This is a genomic window from Roseovarius sp. B08, assembly GCF_051417955.1.
GTDB lineage: Bacteria > Pseudomonadota > Alphaproteobacteria > Rhodobacterales > Rhodobacteraceae > Roseovarius.
The window spans coordinates 916,972-935,753 of record NZ_JBPRLW010000001.1 but is presented as its reverse complement, the minus strand read 5'-3'; the positions used below and the strand labels follow the sequence as shown (position 1 = coordinate 935,753).

General features: G+C 66.8%; 13 protein-coding genes and 4 pseudogenes. 11 read left to right on the top strand and 6 right to left on the bottom strand.

The genetic code is table 11. The features are described 5' to 3' along the window. Positions 1-188: 188 nt before the first annotated feature. Positions 189-1,174 (bottom strand): annotated as a pseudogene (gene meaB / locus ACSQ76_RS04740) (methylmalonyl Co-A mutase-associated GTPase MeaB). A gap of 265 nt (positions 1,175-1,439) precedes the next feature. On the opposite strand from meaB, the gene ACSQ76_RS04735 reads away from it, so the two are divergent. From ACSQ76_RS04735 to ACSQ76_RS04720, 4 genes and pseudogenes are all read left to right on the top strand, one after another. Beyond that, the gene (locus ACSQ76_RS04735; protein ID WP_437155650.1) at positions 1,440-2,162 is read left to right on the top strand and encodes a DUF3108 domain-containing protein; all 723 of its coding nucleotides are present in this window, start codon (positions 1,440-1,442) and stop codon (positions 2,160-2,162) included. Between the two features lie 7 nt (positions 2,163-2,169). Beyond that, a pseudogene (gene hrpB, locus ACSQ76_RS04730) lies at positions 2,170-4,616 on the top strand (ATP-dependent helicase HrpB). A gap of 85 nt (positions 4,617-4,701) precedes the next feature. Next, positions 4,702-5,163 (top strand): NUDIX hydrolase, encoded by a 462-nt coding sequence (locus ACSQ76_RS04725; RefSeq protein ID WP_437155649.1) that lies wholly within the window; start codon positions 4,702-4,704, stop codon positions 5,161-5,163. An 80-nt stretch (positions 5,164-5,243) separates the two neighbouring features. Further along, positions 5,244-6,725, top strand: coding sequence for an inorganic phosphate transporter (locus ACSQ76_RS04720; protein ID WP_437155648.1), 1,482 nt, complete (start codon positions 5,244-5,246; stop codon positions 6,723-6,725). 74 nt (positions 6,726-6,799) lie between these two features. Here the strand turns inward: ACSQ76_RS04720 and gndA are convergent. From gndA to ACSQ76_RS04705, 3 genes and pseudogenes are all read right to left on the bottom strand, one after another. Further along, a pseudogene (gndA, locus tag ACSQ76_RS04715) lies at positions 6,800-8,213 on the bottom strand (NADP-dependent phosphogluconate dehydrogenase). Between the two features lie 197 nt (positions 8,214-8,410). Continuing rightward, positions 8,411-9,337: an ornithine carbamoyltransferase gene (gene argF, locus ACSQ76_RS04710; protein ID WP_437155647.1), complete on the bottom strand. Its 927-nt coding sequence runs from the start codon at positions 9,335-9,337 to the stop codon at positions 8,411-8,413. Positions 9,338-9,348: 11 nt separating this feature from the next. Next, complete coding sequence (locus tag ACSQ76_RS04705) at positions 9,349-10,536, bottom strand: aspartate aminotransferase family protein (protein ID WP_437155646.1); 1,188 nt, start codon at positions 10,534-10,536, stop codon at positions 9,349-9,351. A 268-nt stretch (positions 10,537-10,804) separates the two neighbouring features. Between ACSQ76_RS04705 and ACSQ76_RS04700 the strand changes: the two genes are divergently transcribed. The 7 genes and pseudogenes from ACSQ76_RS04700 to ACSQ76_RS04670 all read left to right on the top strand — a co-directional run bounded on the left by ACSQ76_RS04700 (position 10,805) and on the right by ACSQ76_RS04670 (position 17,199). Then, positions 10,805-11,710, top strand: a complete 906-nt coding sequence (locus tag ACSQ76_RS04700; protein WP_437155645.1) for a DMT family transporter — start codon at positions 10,805-10,807, stop codon at positions 11,708-11,710. 23 nt (positions 11,711-11,733) lie between these two features. Next, positions 11,734-12,941, top strand: a pseudogene (locus ACSQ76_RS04695) (trans-sulfuration enzyme family protein). A 58-nt stretch (positions 12,942-12,999) separates the two neighbouring features. After that, positions 13,000-13,392 carry a hypothetical protein gene (locus ACSQ76_RS04690; RefSeq protein WP_306128194.1) on the top strand — a complete coding sequence of 131 codons (393 nt, stop codon included), beginning with the start codon at positions 13,000-13,002 and terminating at the stop codon, positions 13,390-13,392. Continuing rightward, on the top strand, positions 13,389-14,327 hold the full coding sequence (locus ACSQ76_RS04685; RefSeq protein WP_437155644.1) for a sterol desaturase family protein: 939 nt from the start codon (positions 13,389-13,391) through the stop codon (positions 14,325-14,327). The genes ACSQ76_RS04690 and ACSQ76_RS04685 overlap by 4 nt, the downstream gene beginning before the upstream one ends. Positions 14,328-14,436: 109 nt before the next feature. Beyond that, positions 14,437-15,288, top strand: a complete 852-nt coding sequence (locus ACSQ76_RS04680) for a DMT family transporter (RefSeq protein WP_437155643.1) — start codon at positions 14,437-14,439, stop codon at positions 15,286-15,288. Positions 15,289-15,334: 46 nt separating this feature from the next. Continuing rightward, the gene (locus ACSQ76_RS04675) at positions 15,335-16,057 is read left to right on the top strand and encodes an esterase/lipase family protein (protein WP_437155642.1); all 723 of its coding nucleotides are present in this window, start codon (positions 15,335-15,337) and stop codon (positions 16,055-16,057) included. Then, positions 16,054-17,199, top strand: coding sequence for an alpha-D-ribose 1-methylphosphonate 5-triphosphate diphosphatase (locus ACSQ76_RS04670; RefSeq protein ID WP_437155641.1), 1,146 nt, complete (start codon positions 16,054-16,056; stop codon positions 17,197-17,199). Before ACSQ76_RS04675 ends, ACSQ76_RS04670 begins: the two co-directional genes overlap by 4 nt. On the opposite strand, the gene ACSQ76_RS04665 is transcribed toward ACSQ76_RS04670, so the two are convergent. Both ACSQ76_RS04665 and purE read right to left on the bottom strand, forming a co-directional pair. Further along, the gene (locus ACSQ76_RS04665) at positions 17,196-18,269 is read right to left on the bottom strand and encodes a 5-(carboxyamino)imidazole ribonucleotide synthase (protein ID WP_437155640.1); all 1,074 of its coding nucleotides are present in this window, start codon (positions 18,267-18,269) and stop codon (positions 17,196-17,198) included. The two genes, ACSQ76_RS04670 and ACSQ76_RS04665, sit on opposite strands and share 4 nt — an antisense overlap. Continuing rightward, positions 18,262-18,750 carry a 5-(carboxyamino)imidazole ribonucleotide mutase gene (purE, locus tag ACSQ76_RS04660; RefSeq protein WP_306128200.1) on the bottom strand — a complete coding sequence of 163 codons (489 nt, stop codon included), beginning with the start codon at positions 18,748-18,750 and terminating at the stop codon, positions 18,262-18,264. Before purE ends, ACSQ76_RS04665 begins: the two co-directional genes overlap by 8 nt. Between the last annotated feature and the right edge of the window lie 32 nt (positions 18,751-18,782).

The following is an 18,782-nucleotide window of genomic DNA, read 5'->3' as shown; positions in this document are numbered from 1 at the left end:
CCACCACGCGATCAACAATTCTCTCGCGTCCCAACCGCGTAGGGTGGGTGAAAACCCACGCGCACTCCCGTTAACCACCCCTTAACCGCGTACGCCCCGTCAACCGCCGCCCCCGCGACGACCGCACCGTCGCCATACCCCCCGAATACCGACGCAATACCGACGTCGATTCCACCGCTCCGCCGCGGTTAACCCTTCGATTCGGAAAGCCGGTCCAACACCCGTTGCGCCGCCACGCTGGGCACCGTGCGCCCTGCCGCCACATCCTCGGCGCCCTCTTCCATCATCGCCCGCGCCTCCGGTGTCTCCAGCTGCGCCATCAGGCCCCGCTTCACTTCCTCGCCGAACCAGTACCGCGCCTGCGCCTCGCGACGCGCATCGAAATGCCCGTTCTCACGGCGCCAGTCGACCAGCGCATTCATCTCGTCCCAGGCCGCCTTCAACCCTTCGTCCTGCAAGGCCGACACCATCATCGCCTTGGGAAACCCGTCCGGATCCTGCGGCCGCTTGCGCAACAACCGCAACGCCCCGGAATAATCGGTGCAGGTCCGCGTCGCCGCCGATTTCAGATCGCCATCGGCCTTGTTCACAAGGATCAGATCGGCAATCTCCATGATCCCGCGCTTGACCCCTGCAACTCGTCGCCGCCCGCAGGCGCCAACAGCAACAGGAACAGATCGCACATCTCCGACACCACCGTCTCGGACTGTCCCACACCCACCGTCTCGATCAGCACCACGTCGAATCCCGCCGCCTCGCACAGCGTCACCGCCTCGCGGGTGCGCCGTGCCACGCCGCCCAGATGCGTCTGGCTGGGCGAGGGCCGGATGAACGCGCCCGGCTCCCGGCTCAACCGTTCCATCCGCGTCTTGTCGCCCAGGATCGAGCCGCCCGACCGCGCCGAGCTCGGGTCCACCGCCAGCACCGCCACGCGCAGGCCCATGCCGGTCAGCATCATGCCGAACGCCTCGATAAACGTGCTTTTTCCAACACCGGGCGTCCCCGACAGCCCGATGCGAACGGCCTGCCTGCCATGCCCCGCGACCCGGTCCAGCAGGGCCTGCGCCGCCTCCCGGTGATCGGCCCGCCCGCTTTCCACCAGCGTGATCGCCCGCGCCAGCGCCCGGCGCTCCTGCGCCAACAACTGTTCGGCAAGCTTTTCCGTGTCGGTCATGGCGCGTCGTCTCCTCCGGTCCGGTGCGCGGCGTGGCGCGGCGCGGCCTCGTCAGGGCCTTCCGACTTGTGCCCCAGCCGGGCCGGAAATGTCCAGCAACCGCGGCAGCCCCGGCACCGCAGGGCCGGTTTACTAAATCGTAACCACTTGCCCGACATATTCCCGCACGGTCCCGCGCCAGATGCCGGGATGAAAACCGGGCGGAACGTGTTACCTTGGTTTTTGCGCCATGTCCAATCTCGGACACAATGCAAGAGGCCCGCACGTGACAGTCAAAACCCGGTTAACCCATATCGCCCTCGCGGCGTTCTTCACCGCCACCGGCGTGCCCTCCGCGCTGGCCGACAGCATGCAGGCGCGCTATGACGTCCGCCTGATCGGCGCCAAGGTCGGCGAAATGGCCATGGCCAGCACCGAGACCTCCGGCACCTACAGCACCCGTGCCCGCTTCGCCACCACCGGGGCCATCTCCGCGCTCAAACAGGCCAGCTTCGACCTGTCCGCCAAGGGCCGCAGGTCCGGCACCCGCTTCATCCCCTCCAGCTATACCGAGGTCACCTCGGAAGGCCGCCGCTCCACCAACCTCAGGATCGGCTTTTCCGGCGGCGTCGCGACCCACGTCACCGGCGACACCGGCAGCAGTGCGCCCGCCGTGAATCCGCGCACACTTCCCGGCGCCTACGACCCCTTGACGGCTCTCTACGCCGCCCTGCGCGACCAGCCCCCGAGTGAACTTTGTTCTTTGAACGCAGATGTTTACGACGGCCACCGCCACGCCCGGCTCAGCCTCACCAGCCGCACGGCCCTTGATGGCGGGCGGGTGCAATGCTCGGGCCAGTACCGCCGCATCGCCGGCTACTCCGCCAGTGAACTGCGCCACAGCACTGCACCAGTGTCGATCATCTACGTCCCGCAGGGCAACACCATGCGCGCCGACACCGTCGTGGTGCGCACCCGCTATGGTCAAGTGTCGATGCATCGCCGATAAGGCGGTCATGACCCGCGACAGGCTTCCCATAGACGACGCCATCCCGGCGCTTCTCACCGCACTGCGCGACACCGGCCGCGCCGTCCTGCAAGCGCCCCCGGCGCGGGCAAAACCACCGTGGTGCCCCTTGAAATGCTGACCGCCGGGCTCACCCGGGGCCGCCTCGTCATGCTCGAGCCCCGCCGCCTCGCCGCCCGCGCCGCCGCCGAGCGCATGGCCTCAACGCTTGGCGAAAAAGCAGGCGAAACGGTGGGTTACCGCGTCCGCGGCGACGCCAAGGTCTCGGACGCCACCCGGATCGAGGTCGTCACCGAAGGCATCCTCACCCGCCGCATCCAGTCCGACCCCGAACTCACCGGCATAGGCGCGGTGATCTTCGACGAATTCCACGAACGCTCTCTCAACGCCGACCTCGGCCTCGCCCTCTGCCTCGAAGTGGCCCATGCCCTGCGCGACGACCTGATGCTCTTGGCCATGTCCGCCACGCTCGACGCCGCCCCGGTGGCCGAGCTGATGCAGGCCCCCATCGTCACCTCCGAAGGCCGCAGCTTTCCGGTCGAGACCCGCCACCTCGACACGCCAACGCCGAAGAAAACAAGGTGGGACGCGGCCCTTACCGACCTTGTTACCAAGGCCGTCTCCGAGACCACTGGCGGCGTCCTTGTCTTCCTCCCCGGCGAAGGCGAGATCCGCCGCGCGCAGGCCCTGCTGAAGGACCGCCTGCCCCCCGACTGCCACATCCGCCCCCTTTTCGGCGCGATGGACTTCGCCGCCCAGCGCGCCGCCATCGCGCCCGTGACCGAAGGCCGCAAGGTGGTCCTCGCCACCTCCATCGCCGAAACCTCGCTCACCATCGAGGATATCCGCGTGGTGGTCGACGGCGGCAAGTCCCGCCGAGCCCGGTTCGACCCCGGCTCCGGCATGTCGCGGCTGGTGACCGAGCCCGTCACCCGCGCCGAGGCCACGCAACGTACAGGCCGCGCGGGCCGCGTCGCGGAAGGCACCTGCTACCGCCTCTGGACCAAGGGAGAAGAAGGCGCCCTGCCCGCCTATCCCCCTGCCGAAATCCAGGCCACCGACCTTTCGGGCCTCGCCCTCGAACTGGCGCTCTGGGGCGCTGCGCCGGACGACCTGCCCTTCCTCACCCCACCCAATCCGGGCAGCTATGCCGAGGCGCAGGCGCTTCTGCACATGCTGGGTGCTCTGGACGATACCCACCGCATCACCGAGCATGGCAAGGCTTTGGCCAAACTCCCCCTGCACCCCCGCCTTGCCCATATGCTGGGAACCGCCGGGCCGGACGCGGCCCTTCTCGCCGCTCTCTTGGCCGACCGCGATCCGCTGCCGCGCGGCGCGCCCGTCGACCTCACCCTGCGCATGGCCGCCCTGCGCGACCCCAAGGGCCGCCACCCGCATCCCGCCAACCACGGCGCGGTGACGCGCATCCGTGCCGAGGCCAAGCGCCTGGCCTCACAGGCAAAATCGACAGGGGCCAGCGGGATGTCCGACGCCGAATGCGCCGCCCTCGCCTACCCTGACCGCATCGGCCTGCGCCGCAAGGGCGACGCCCCGCGCTTCGTTCTGTCCGGCGGCAAGGGCGCGCTTTTGCCCGACGAAGACCCCCTGGCCGGTCAACGCCTGCTGGTCGCCACCGATCTTGACGGCAACCCGCGCGAGGCCCGCATCCGGCAGGCCATCGCGCTTTCCGAATCCGAACTCCGCGCGCTTTTCGCCGACCAGATCGCATGGCATGACGTCTGCCACTGGGACCGCCGCGACCGCCGCGTCATCGCCCGCAAACAGGAACGCTTCGGCGCGCTGGTGCTGGATGACCGCATGTGGAAGGATGCCCCAGACGACGCCATCGCCCTTGCCATGCTCGACGGCATCCGCGACCTCGGCCTGAACTGGTCCGACACCGCCCGCCGTTTCGCCGCCCGCGTCGCCCTTCTGCGCGCGGCAGGCGAGGACCTGCCGGACATGACCGACGAGGCCCTCCTCGAAGACCTCGAAACCTGGCTCCTACCTTACATCACCGGCCTCAAGACCGCCGCCGACTGGAAGCGCTTCGACATGCTGGACGCCCTGCGCGCGCGCCTCACCTATGACCAGATGCAGCGCGTCGACGCCGCCGCCCCGGCGCATTTCACCACGCCGCTGGGGCGGCGCATCCCCATCGACTATTCCGGCGACCATCCCGAGATTTCCCTGCGCCTGCAGGAAATGTTCGGCCAGACCACCCACCCCACCGTGGGCCGGACGCCCCTGCGCGTCACGCTCCTGTCGCCCGCAGGTCGCCCGGTGCAGACCACGCTCGATATTCCCGGCTTCTGGGATAGCTCCTACGCCGACGTTCGCAAGGACATGCGCGGCCGCTATCCCAAGCACCCTTGGCCCGAAAACCCGCGCCAAGCCGACCCGACGCTGCGCGCCAAGCGCCGCCCCGGTTCCTGATCCCGCATCCATGGGTTTGAAAATTTGACTTTTTATCACCCTAACGTATATACTTTTATGAAAACACTTCGACACGAGCAGAACCATGACGACCTCGATGAAAAGGGCTTGGGCGGAATTCGTCCAGCCGATCCTCCGACGCCCGCCCGAGTTGCAGGTCGCGGCGCTGTGCTATCGTGAAACCGCGACCGGCGAGACCCAGGTCCTGCTGATCACCAGCCGGGGCACCGGACGCTGGATCGTGCCCAAGGGCTGGCCGATGGAAGGCAAGAAAGCCGCCGATGCCGCGCTTCAGGAAGCCTGGGAAGAGGCCGGCGTCACCAGGGGCGCCACGATCGAGGGCCATGTCGGCAGCTATGCCTACGACAAGCACCTCGACGACGGCTACGACGCCCCGGTCGAGGTCGAGGTGTTCAAGGTCCGCGTCAAGCAACTGGCCGACATCTATCCCGAACATGACGAGCGCACCCGCCGCTGGGTCAGCCCCACCGATGCGGCTGAAATGGTACAGGAACCGGGCCTCAAGGCCATTTTGCTGGAAATGTAACGGTTTTATGACAGTGCGGCATTGAACCGCCGCGCCAGACGGGCTAGCGCTCTGCCCCGAACCGGACCGGGAGGGGACCGTTGGCCGAGGACCCGCAGAACAACCAGTGGAAGACGCTCGACAAGGATCTCGGGCGCATCTCGCAGATCGAGTACGCGACGGCCTATGTCTCGCGTCCGCTGATCTCGCTCGGCATTGCGCTGGCGTTCATGGTCCTCGCCGGTTTGGGCGCGGGGCTGTTCTTCGGGGCCTTCCCCAACAACATGGTGGTCATCGCCGCGGCGATCTTCGGCGCCTATATGGCGCTCAATATCGGCGCGAACGACGTGGCCAACAACATGGGGCCGGCGGTGGGGGCCAATGCGCTCACCATGGGCGGCGCCATCGTTATCGCGGCCATCTGCGAAAGCGCGGGTGCCCTGCTGGCGGGCGGCGACGTGGTCTCGACCATTTCCAAGGGCATCATCGACCCCGACGGCATGCAGAACACCCAGACCTTCATCTGGGCGATGATGGCGGCACTGGTCTCGGCCGCGCTCTGGGTCAACCTCGCCACCAAGGTCGGCGCGCCCGTGTCCACCACGCATTCCGTCGTCGGCGGCGTCATGGGTGCGGGCATCGCCGCCGCGGGCCTTGCAACCGTGAATTGGCCCACGATGGGTGCCATCGCTGCCAGCTGGGTGATCTCGCCTGTATTGGGCGGCATGATCGCTGCCGGCTTCCTCGCTCTGATCAAGAGCCGGATCGTCTACCGGGAAGACAAGATCGCCGCCGCCCGCCGCTGGGTGCCGATCCTGGTGGGTCTCATGGCCGGCACCTTCGCCACCTACCTGGCGATGAAGGGTCTCAAGCGCATCGTCAGGATCGACATCGGCACTGCCCTCTTGATCGGCGCGGCAACCGGCGCGGCGATCTACGCCCTGACCATCCCCCTGATCCGGCGCCAGTCGGAGGGCATGGAAAACCGCCGCCGCTCGCTCAAGGCGCTCTTCGGCCTGCCGCTCATCATCTCGGCGGCGCTTTTGTCCTTCGCCCACGGCGCGAACGACGTCGCCAACGCCGTGGGCCCCCTGGCCGCCATCGTTTATGCGTCCGAGGCCGGCGGCTTTGCCGGTGAAGTGACCATCCCCCTCTGGGTCATGATCATCGGCGCCTTCGGCATCTCATTCGGCCTCTTCCTGTTCGGGCCCAAACTCATCCGAATGGTCGGCAGCCAGATCACCAAGCTCGATCCGATGCGCGCCTATTGCGTCGCCCTGTCGGCGGCGATCACCGTCATCGTGGCCAGTTGGCTGGGCCTTCCGGTCAGTTCCACGCATATCGCCGTGGGCGGCGTCTTCGGCGTCGGCTTCTTCCGCGAATGGTACATGGAACGCCGCCTTCGCAAGGGGCTGACAACCGGCGGCAAGGGCAAGCGCCTGGCCCCCGAGGAACGCCGCCGGCGCAAGTTGGTGCGGCGCAGCCATTTCATGACCATCGTCGCCGCCTGGGTCATCACCGTCCCTGCCGCGGCGCTGATGTCCGCGGTGATCTTCTTTGTCCTCAACAGCCTGACGGGCTAACCCTCACGCGCCGCACAGGCCGGCCCTTGACGGGCCCCGGTCGTGCCATCCCGCGATGCCCCTGCCCATCGGGCTCAGGTCTCGTCCCACCACGGCCCGTGGAACCTGCCTTCCTGTCCCAGCCGCTCGAACCCGTGATAGCCGAAGAAATCGCGCTGCGCCTGAATGATGTTCGCGGTGCCATAGCCCTGGCGCATGCTGTCATGCCATTGCAGCGCCGCCGACAGTGCCGGTATGGCATGGCCTCCCGCAACCGCCTCCGCGACGACCTTGCGCAGCGCGGGTACGGTCCGTTTCAGGATCTCGGCGAAACGAGGCGACAGGAACAGCTGCCCATGTGGCAGATCCTCGCGGAACGCCTCCGAGATATCGTCCAGCAACACCGACCGGATGATGCACCCGGCGCGCCAGACTTCGGCGACGCGGGCATGGTCCAGATGCCAGTCGTATTCCTGCGACGCCGCCTCCAGCACACGAAACCCCTGCGCATAGCACAAAACCCGCGCCGCCATGAACGCCTCTGCCAGAACGTCCTCGTCCAGGCTCAACAGACCACGTTCCGCGCCCAGCAACTCCTCGGCCCTGGTGCGCGTGTCCTTTTCCGACGACCACGCGCGTGCGCCCACCGCGGCCTCGATCATGGTCGCGGCCTGGCCCATGCGCACGGCCTCCACCACGGTCCAGCGCCCGGTTCCCTTTTGTCCCGCGGCATCCTTGATGACATCGACCACGGGATGCCCGGTCGCGGGGTCGGTATAGGCCAGCAACTCGCCGGTGATCTCTACCAGGTAGGATTTCAGCGGCCCCTCGTTCCACTTGGAAAACAATGCCCCGATCCGCGCCGGCGGCCAGACGCACCCGTTATGCAAGAGGCCGTAGATCTCGGCGATCACCTGCATGTCGGCATATTCGATCCCGTTATGCACGGTCTTGACGAAATGCCCCGCCCCGTCCGGGCCAAGGTGATCGACGCAAGGGTCACCCTCATACCGCGCAGCGATCGCGCGGAGCACATCGCGCAGCTGTTCCCAGCTGTGGTCGCTGCCGCCCACCATCATCGACGGTCCGTGCCGCGCGCCCTGCTCGCCGCCCGACACGCCCATGCCGACAAAATGCAGTCCCTTTTCCGCCAGGGCCTTCGCGCGTCGGCGCGTGTCGTGGAAATCGGCGTTTCCGCCATCGATGATCGTGTCGCCGTCTGCCAGCAGGGGCGCTCACCTCCTGGATCATCGCATCCATCGGCCTGCCCGACGGGATCATGAACAGGATCACGCGCGGCGTCTTCAGCCCGGCCACGAAATCGTGCAGGCTCTCGTGCGGATGCAACCGCTCGGCCAGCGGTCCGGCCTCGTCGACGAACTCGCCGATCCAGTCGGCCTCGCGGTTTGTCACGGCCACCTCGAAGCCCTTCTCGGCCATGTTCAGCGCCAATGCGCTGCCCATCGTGCCCAGCCCGTAAACGCCGATCTGTGCCTTGCCCGGTACCATGCGCTCTCCTTTTCTGGGCGCCGTTCGCCCCAAGCCTAGACCGACCCGCGCCCGATGCCAAGAAAGCCGACCGCACACGACCCGGCCTTTCGCGCCACGCGCTCTTTTTCCCGGCAGACATGGCGTCGCGCCTAGCACGCCCGGAATGCCGCGTCGCACAAACCTGCGCGCGTGCAACGCGCTCCGTCAGGTCAGGCTCAGACGCCCAGACACCAGCGCATGATCGCTTTCTGCGCGTGCAGGCGGTTCTCGGCCTCGTCGAACACGACCGAATGCGGCCCGTCCATCACGGGGCTCGTCACCTCTTCCTCGCGATGCGCGGGTAGGCAGTGCATGAACAGCGCGTCGGGCTTGGCGTGCTTCATCAGCTCGGCATTCACCTGGTAGGGGCGCAGCATGTTGTGGCGGCGTTCCTTGCTGGACTGGCTGTCATGCATGCTGACCCAGGTATCGGTCACCACCAGATCCGCGCCCTCAACGGCCTTGGCCGCGTCACGCTCGATGGTGATCGTACTGCCCGCCTTTCGCGCCAGCCCGACGAATTCGTCCTCGGGGTCCAGCTGCGACGGCCCGGTGAAAGTCATGTCGAACCCGAACTGACCCGCCGCATGCAGGAAGGATGAACAGACGTTGTTGCCATCCCCGGCCCAGACCACCTTCTTGCCCCGGATCGGCCCGCGATGCTCCTCGTAGGTCATCACGTCGGCCATGATCTGGCAGGGATGCGTGCGGTCGGTCAGCCCGTTGATCACCGGCACGTCGGCATATTCGGCCATCTCCTGCAACACGCTCTCGTCGAAGGTCCGGATCATGATCAGGTCGACGTAGCGGCTCATCACCCGCGCCGTGTCGGCAATGGTCTCGCCATGTCCAAGCTGCATGTCAGCGCCCGACAGCACCATCGTCTCGCCGCCCATCTGGCGCACGCCCACGTCGAAACTGGTGCGCGTCCGTGTCGACGGCTTCTCGAAGATCAGCGCGACCATCCGGCCCGCCAGCGGCTGCTCGTCATCGGCCGCGCCGCGCGGCCGACCGGCCCGCGAGGTTTTCATGTGCCGCGCCCCGTCGATGATCCCGCGCAACTCACCCGCGTCGGTGGTGTGAATATCCAGAAAATGCTGCATCGTCCCGCTCCTCATGCCTCGGCCAGCGCCGTCTTCACGGCGGTCGCCGCTTTGTCCAGCCGGGCCACTGCCTCGCCGATCTCCTCGTCCGTCAGGGTCAGCGGCGGCAGGATCCGCACCACGTTCTCCGCCGCGGGCACCACGGCCACTTCGGCCTCATAGCCGGCGGCCACCACGTCTGTATTGGTCGCCACGCATTCCAGCCCCAGCATCAGGCCCATGCCGCGCACGCCCCTGAACACCTCCGGGTGCGCCGCCACCAGCCCTTCCAGCTTCTGCCGGAAAAGGCCTGCCTTGCGGTTCACCTCGGCCAGAAAATCGGGGTCGGAGATGATATCCATAACCGCGCAGCCCACGGCACAGCCCAGCGGGTTGCCGCCATAAGTCGAGCCATGCGTGCCCGCCGTCATCCTGCTGGCCGCAATCTCGGTGGCCAGCACCGCGCCAAGGGGAAAGCCCCCGCCGATGCCCTTGGCGACCATCATGATATCCGGGTTGGCGCCCGCCCATTCGTGGGCAAAGAGCTTGCCGGTGCGACCCATTCCGCATTGAACCTCGTCAAAGATCAGCAGGATGCCCTTCTCGTCGCACAGATCGCGCAACCCTTTCAGGCACCGGTCCGGCACCGGCTTGATCCCGCCCTCGCCCAGCACGGGCTCCAGCAGGATCGCCGCCGTATTCTCGTCGATGGCGGCGTGCAGCGCGTCATGATCGCCAAACGGCACATGCTTGAATCCCGGCAAGAGCGGCCCGAACCCCTTGGTCATCTTCTCCGACCCGGCAGCGGCAATCCCCGCGCTCGACCGGCCATGGAAAGAGCCGTGGAAAGCGATAATATCGGTCCGGTCCGGCTGGCCCTTGTCATGGAAATACTTGCGGCACATCTTCACCGCCAGCTCGCAGGCCTCGGTGCCCGAGTTGCAGAAGAATGCCGTGTCCGCAAAGGTCTCGGCCACCAGCTTGTCCGCCAGTTCCTGCTGCTTCGGGATCCGGTAGAGGTTCGAGGTATGCCACAGCGCCCCCGCCTGCTCGGTCAGCGCCGCCACCAGCGCAGGGTGCGCATGGCCCAGCGCGTTCACCGCGATGCCCGCGCCAAGGTCGAGAAAGCGTCGACCATCCGCCTCGATCAACCAGGCGCCCTCGCCTTTGACAAAGCTGAGCGGTGCACGGTTATAGGTCGGCAGAACGGACGGGATCATGTTGGGTATCCTCAAGTATGGAAGCCCTTTGAGTGCCGTAAGGCAGGGCGTTCGTCAATGGTGGAAAGGGTTTGGTGCACTCCGGCACCGGGGATCGAACAGGCGAAGCGGACGTCAGGCGCAGGTGCGGCGGCGTCGGCTCTGAATATATGTGTGGCGTTCGATCATGGGCGCTGACATAGCCGCTTGCGTCTCCCGCGCAAAGCGTTTTCTTCGGGCGCTCACATGACGCTTGAGTTTCCCGCGCCGGCCTGCCACTGGACAGGCGATGACACCGACCTCCCAGAACCCCGGCGCCGCTGCGCTTTTGACCCTTGCCGCCGCCGCCTTCATCGCGGGCTGCACGCTCCTGGCCAAGGCGCTCGGCACCGACGCGCTCGGCCCGGCATTGCACCCGCTGCAGATCAGCCAGGGCCGGTTCCTCTTCGCACTCATCGTCTTCTCTACCTTCGCCACCGTCACGCGGTTTCGCATCGTGCGCCCGGCGCTGCACCTGCACCTTCTGCGCTCGGGCTTGGGCTGGGGCGGCGTCACCCTGATGTTCGCCGCCGCCGCCTTCATCCCGCTGTCCGACGCCACCGCGATCAGCTTCCTGAACCCGGTCTTCGGCATGATGCTGGCGATTCCCATCCTTGGCGAAAAGGTCGGCCCCGTCCGCTGGACCGCCGCCGCAATCGCCCTTTTGGGCGCGCTCGTCCTGACCCGCCCCGGCGGCAGCACGATCGAGCCCGGTGCGCTTTTGGCGCTGGCCGCAGCCGCCTGCGTCGGGGCCGAGCTTATCGCCATCAAGTTCCTCTCTGGCCGCGAACGCCCGCTTCAGATCCTGCTGATCAACAACCTCTTCGGCTGCCTGATCGCCAGTGCTGCCGCGTTTTTCGTCTGGACCGCGCCCACGCCCGCGCAATGGGCGGCGCTGGCCGGGATCGGCCTCTTGATGGCGACCGCGCAAACCTGCTTCGTCAACGCGCTGGCCCGCGCCGATGCCAGTTTCGTGGCCCCATTCTTCTATGCCACGCTGGTTTTCGCCGCGCTCTACGATGCCGCCGTATTCTCGGTCCTGCCCGATGCGGTCTCCATCCTGGGGGCGCTCACCGTCCTCTCCGGCGCCGCCCTCCTTGCCTGGCGCGAGGCGCGGCTAAAATCCCCCACCACGCCGCCCGCGCGCCCGCTCTGACCCCGCTTGCCATCGCCGACGGAATGCCTACGGTCGGCCCCGACGCTGAAAGGAACTGCCCCATGGCCCACCGCCCAAACCGCCCGCTCTCGCCGGCCACCAAGCTGGCCCAGGCCCTGCGCTTTCTCGATCCTGCCACTGGCGCGATCGTGCCTCAGATTCAGACAGCCGCCACTTACGCGCGGGATGAAAACTACGCCCTGCGCCAAAGCTACATGTACCGCCGCGACAGCAACGTGACGACCGAACAGGCCGAAGCGATCATCGCCGACCTCGAAGGCGCCGCGGAAAGCCTGCTGTTCTCGTCGGGCATGGGCGCGGCCACCGCCGTGATCGAACACCTGCCCGCCGACGCGCACGTCGTGGTGCCCGAGGTGATGTATCACGGCGTCCTTAGCCAGTTCAAAACCTATCAGGCCAAGAACCGCCTGCGGGTCAGCTACTATCCCGCCGGCGATCTCGACGCGATGAAGGCCGCGACGGTCAAAGGCGATACCGCGCTCGTCTGGGTCGAAAGTCCCAACAACCCCAACTGGGACACGACAGACATTGCCGCCGCCGCCGAGATCGCCCATGCCGCCGGGGCGAAACTGGTCACCGACTGCACCGGCACGCCCCCTGCGCCACCCGCGCGCTGGAGCTTGGCGCGGACATTTCGTTCCACTCCGCCACCAAGTATCTCAACGGCCATTCCGACGTGACCGCCGGCGTGCTCTCGGTGCGCGAAACCGGCGCATATTGGGAGGAAATCTTCCACACCCGCATGATCCAGGGCACGGTCCTGCACTCCTTCGACGCCTTCCTGCTGATCCGCGGGATGCGCACCCTGATGCTGCGCTATGAGCGCGCGACCGAGAACGCCTTGGCCGTCGCCCGGCATTTCGAAGGCCACCCCGGCATCGAGGCGGTGATGTATCCCGGCCTGCCCTCGCATCCCGACCACGAGATCGCCAAGCGCCAGACCGGCGGTCATTACGGCGGGATGCTCTCGATCCTCGTCAAGGGCTCCGAGCAGACCGCGATCGACGTCAGCCGCTATTGCGAGGTCTTCTATCCCGCCACGTCTCTGGGCGGCGTCGAAAGCCTGATCGAGCACCGCAAGACCGTCTCGGGCGAGGGCTTCCCGGTCCATCCGCGCCTGCTGCGCCTGTCTATCGGGATCGAGGACGCGGGCGACCTCATCGCCGACCTCGAACAGGCGCTCGACCGCGCGGGCGCCGCGGCGTCGTAACGTCACCCTTGATCGCGGAGCCTCTTCCTTGGCTAAATGCGACCCGAGGGAAGAGGACATGCCGCTCAGCATCTTGTTACCGATGGTCGTGCTCGGCATCGCAGGCATTGCGGTGCTTTTGCACCTGCTTGGCCTCTCGAAACCCGCCACGTTCCAGGACGAGGCCGCCGCCCGCCGCGCCTGGCTGCGTGAATTTCCCGAAGATACACCGACCCGCGTGATCCTCAGCCAGGACCGCCACGCCGCCCTCGTGGAAACTCCGCAAGGCCCCGGCGTCGTCTGGCCCATGGGCGCCGACACCACGGCGCGGTATCTCGACGGAGCGCAGATCAAGCAGACCGAAACGGGCCTGCGGATCACCCTGCCCGACTACACCGCGCCACGGATCACCCTGACACTCGACCCCGAAGAGGCCCGCCACTGGCCCGGCCTGATGGAAGCCCGCAGATGACCGATCAACTGACCTATCCCGACGTGGTGAACTTCGCCGTGCCGGTCTTCATCGCCCTCATCCTGATCGAACTCACCTGGATCGTGCTCAAACGCCGCGGCGGCCGGTACGAGACCTACGACGCGCTCACGTCTCTGGTGATGGGCGCGGGCAACGTCGCCTCCGGCATCCTGCTGGGTTTCGTCGCCTACGGCTTCTTCATGGCGCTCTGGGCCATCACGCCGCTCGACCTCGGCACGTCGATCTGGGTGGTGATCCTGTGCTTCGTGCTCGATGACCTGCGCTACTACTGGGTCCACCGCTTCGGCCACCGCATCCGCTGGGTCTGGGCCAGCCACGTCAATCACCATTCGTCGCAGCACTACAACCTCACGACCGCCTTGCGCCAGACATGGACCGGCACGTTCACCTTCATGATGCTGGTCCGCGCGCCGCTGATCCTGCTGGGCTTTCACCCCGCGATGGTGCTCTTCTGCGGCGGGCTGAACCTGATCTACCAGTTCTGGATCCATACCGAGGCGATCACCCGCCTGCCCCGCTGGTTCGAGGCGGTGATGAACACGCCCTCGCATCACCGCGTCCACCACGGCCGCAACGCACGCTATCTCGATGCCAACTATGCGGGCGTCTTCATCATCTGGGACAAGATGTTCGGCACCTTCGTGCCCGAACAGGACAGCGAGAAAGTCGACTACGGTCTCGTGCGCAACCTCGGCACCTTCAATCCGATCCGCGTGGCCTTCCACGAATGGGTCGGCATCTTCCGCGACGTGATCCAGCCGGGTCTCACCTGGCGCGACCGGCTGAATTACTGCATCCAGCCCCCGGGGTGGAGCCATGACGGCAGCCGCGACACCTCCGAGACGATCAAGCGCAAGCACCTCGCCAAGCACCCCGAGGACGCGAACACGCCCGGCTTCGAGAACCTCACCTGATCGCGGGCGCGGAAATTTTCTTGAAAAGAAAATTGCCCGGAAATTTTTCAAATTTCCGCCTCTGCCAAAATGCGTTCCCTTCCGCCACGCCGCGCGCTACGCATGACCCATGCGCCTCTTCCTGCTCACCGCCGTGACGATGGTGGCCTTCGCCGCCAACTCCATCCTCAACCGCCTCGCCTTGGCGGGCGGCCATATCGACGCCGTCCCCTTCGGCGCAATCCGGCTGGTGGCGGGGGCGGCGATGCTGGCCGGCCTCTGCATCGTCCTGCGCGGCGGGCTGCGCCTCGGCGGGCCCGCGCGGGTCTCGGGCGTGTTGTCGCTTCTGGTCTACATGTATGGCTTCTCATTGGCCTATACCGCGCTCGACGCCGGGCTCGGCGCGCTCATTCTCTTCGGCATGGTCCAGATCACCATGTTCGCCGCCGCGTTCATGACGCGCGAGCCCCTGCCGGCCCGCCGCTGGATCGGGGCGGCACTGGCGCTTTCGGGTCTCGCCTGGCTCATGTGGCCCGGCGCCGGCACGCCGGTCGGCCCGTTGCACGGGGCCCTCATGGCGCTCGCGGGAATCGGCTGGGGCATCTATTCTCTCGCAGGCCGCAAATCCAGGGACGCGCTCCAGGCCACCGCCGCCAATTTCACTCTCGCCTCGCCGTTCGGCCTGCTGGCGTGGCTGGCCCTGCCCGCCGCGACCGACGCCGCCCCCCTCACCGGCTACGGTATCTTCCTCGCCATCGTCACCGGCGCCGTCACCTCCGGGCTGGGCTACGCGCTCTGGTACACCGTCCTGCCCTCGCTCGCCGCCTCCGTCGCGGCCGTTGCACAGCTCACCGTGCCCATCATCGCGCTGCTGGGCGGCATCCTCCTATTGGGCGAATTCCTCACCCTGCAGATCGTGCTCTCCTCCGCCCTCGTTCTGGGCGGCGTTGCGCTTTCCATGCCGCGGCGCCGCACTTCCTGACCGCGGGGACTGTTCGCACGCCGCATTATTGCCTATCTGACAGGTCATGAAAGCCGCGCTCACAGCCCTTGCCCTGGTTCTGCCCGCCCCGGCCCTGGCCGATTGCGTGGTGCTGCTGCACGGTCTGGCGCGGACCGAGACCTCCTTCATCGTGATGGAGGAAGTGCTGAAAAACGAGGGCTACACCACCTTCCGCACCGACTATCCCTCGACCGAACTCGACATCGCCAAACTGGCCGAGGAAACCCTGCCGCAAGCCGTGCGCGTTTGCAGGGACGACAAGGTTCACTTCGTCACTCATTCCATGGGCGGGATCCTGCTGCGCCACTGGCTGCGCGACAACCGCCCCGCTGACATGGGCCGCGTCGTGATGCTCGGACCGCCAAACCACGGCTCGGAACTGGTGGATCAGCTCGGCGGGCTTGAGCTTTTCGAATGGCTCCACGGTCCCGCCGGCCTGCAACTCGAAACCGGCGACGGCGGTTTCGCAAGCGGACTGCCCGACGTGGATTTCGAGCTTGGCATCATTGCCGGCACCCGCTCGCTCAACCCGTATTACTCGACGCTGATCGAGGGCGCCGATGACGGCAAGGTCTCGGTCGAGTCCACCAGGGTCGAGGGGATGGCCGACCATATCGAACTGCCCGTCAGCCACACCTTCATGATGAACAACCCCTATGTCATGGCCCAGGTGCTGGCCTTTCTGCGGACCGGCGCCTTCGATCACGACATGAACATCACCGACATGCTGATGGGCCTCACGGAATGAGCCTGTCACTGCGCCTGACCGGGGCCGAGGTGCTGACGCCCTCGGGCCTCGAAGACACCCCGCTCTGCCTGTCGGACGGTGCGATCACCGATGAGACGTCAGCGCGCGAGGTTGACCTCTCGGGCTATGTCATCCTGCCCGGGCTGGTCGATGCCCATGGCGACGCTTTCGAAAAACACCTCGCCCCCCGGCGCGGCGCCATGAAAGACCTCGACCAGGGACTGATGGTGGCCGAGGCCGAGCTTGCCGCCAACGGCATTACCACCGCCACGCTGGCCCAGTTCTACAGCTGGGAAGGCGGAATGCGCGGGCCGGATTTCGCCCGGCGCGTGCTGGAAAGCCTTGACGATATCCGCCCCCGCGTCGGCACCGACCTGCGCGTACAGCTGCGCTTCGAGATCTCGATGCTGGACGACTACGCCACGATAGAGGATTGGATCATGCGCTACGCCATCCCCTACCTGGTGTTCAACGACCACCTGCCGCATGACCTGCTGGCAAAGGGCAAGACGCCCCCCGGCCACGTGGGCAAATCCCTCAGGATCGGCAAGAATCCCGACAGGCATCTCGAAGACATTCACGCGCTGCACGCCGGGATGAAGCATGTTCCCGCCGCCCTCGACGCCCTCTGCGCCCGGCTCTCGGACCTGCCCGTGCGCCTTGGCAGTCACGACGACACCACCGCCGCCCAGCGCGCCGCGTGGGACGCTCGCGGCGTCCACATCGCCGAGTTTCCCGAAACCGCCGAGGCGGCCGAGGCCGCCCGTTCCAGCGGCGCCCCCATCGTGCTGGGCGCGCCCAACGTGGTGCGCGGCGGCTCGCACAAGGGCAATGCCAGCGCGCTCGACCTCATCGCCATGGGCCTCTGCGACGCGCTTGCCTCGGACTACCATTACCCGTCCATGCGCCGCGCCGCCTTCCTTCTGGCCGATGGCGGGCTGATGGAGTTCGCCGCCGCCTGGGGAATGATCTCGTCGGGCCCGGCACAGCTTCTTGGTCTTTTAGATCGCGGCACGCTCACCCCCGGTCAACGCGCCGACCTCGTCATCCTCGACGCAAAGACACGCGACGTCTGCGCCACGGTCTCGGCCGGTCAAATCACCTACATGAAGGGCGAGGTCGCCGCCCGCTTCGTTGGCTAGCCCGACCGCGCGACCCGGTTCACATGCCCCATCTTGCGCCCCGGCTTGGCCTCGGCCTTACCGTAAAGATGCAGGCTCGCCCCGGGCTCCCCGGCAATCGCCGGAACACGGTCCATGTCATCGCCAATGAGGTTCTCCATCACCACGTCCGCATAACGCGACCCGTCGCCCAGCGGCCACCCGGCCACCGCGCGGATATGCTGCTCGAACTGGTCCACCGCACAGCCCTGCTGCGTCCAGTGGCCAGAGTTATGCACCCGCGGCGCGATCTCGTTCACGATCAGGCCCCGAGGCGTCACGAACAGCTCCACGCCGATGACGCCAACATAGTCCAACTCGTTCAGGATCCGCCCCGTCAGCAACACCGCATCGGTGCGCTGCACCGTGCTCAGGTTGGCCGGCACCGAGGTGGTGTGCAAGATCCCGTCACGATGCACGTTCTCGCCCGGATCGAAGCAGGCCACCTGTCCGTCCACGCCCCGTGCCCCGATCACCGAGACCTCGTGGCTGAACTCGACGAACCCTTCCAGGATCGCGGGCGCGCCGTTCATCTCGTTCAGCGCCGCCTCGGCCTCGGACACGTCATTGATGCGAACCTGCCCCTTGCCGTCATAGCCGAACCGCCGCGTTTTCAGAATCGCGGGCGTGCCCATATCCTCCAGCGCAGCCTTCAGGCTCGCAAGATCGGTGATGTCGGCATAGGGCGCGGTCTTCAAACCCAGCCCGGTCAGAAAGTCCTTCTCGGTCAGCCGGTCCTGGCTCACCCGCAGCGCCTCGCGCCCCGGGCGGATCGGGCGGGCGGCTTCCAGCACGTCCAGCGCCGAGGTGGGGATATTCTCAAACTCGTAGGTCACCACGTCCACCGCCCCGGCGAACTGCCGCAGCGCATCCTCGTCGTCATAGGATTTCTGCAAATGAAAGTTCGACACATGGCTCGCCGGGCAATCGCCGCCGGGCTCGAAAATGCACGTCTTGAACCCCAGCCGGCTGGCCGCGACCGACAGCATCCGTCCCAGCTGTCCGCCCCCCAGGATACCGATCACCGCCCCCTGTGGCAAAGGCTCAGTCATCGCTGGGCTCCTCGGGGATCGAGGCCGACAGCGCATCGCGCCACTTGTCCAGACGCTCGGCCAGCGCGATATCTTCATTCGCCAGGATCGCCGCGGCCATCAGGCCCGCATTCGCCGCCCCCGCCGCGCCGATCGCCATGGTGGCCACCGGGAACCCCTTGGGCATCTGCACGATGGAATACAGGCTGTCGACACCGCTCAGCGCCCTGGTCTGCACCGGCACGCCGATCACGGGCACGCGCGTCTTGCTGGCCATCATTCCCGGCAGGTGCGCCGCGCCACCCGCCCCCGCTATGATCGCCTTCAGGCCCCGGTCCACGGCGCTCTTGCCATAGTCCCACAGCCGGTCCGGCGTGCGATGCGCCGATACGATCTTCGTCTCGTACGCCACGCCCAGCTCGTCCAGAATGACCGCGGCCTCCTTCATGGTGGCCCAGTCCGACTGGCTGCCCATGATGATACCGATCTGCGGATTGCCCATCGCTCGCTCTCCTTTACGGAGCGCGCACTATA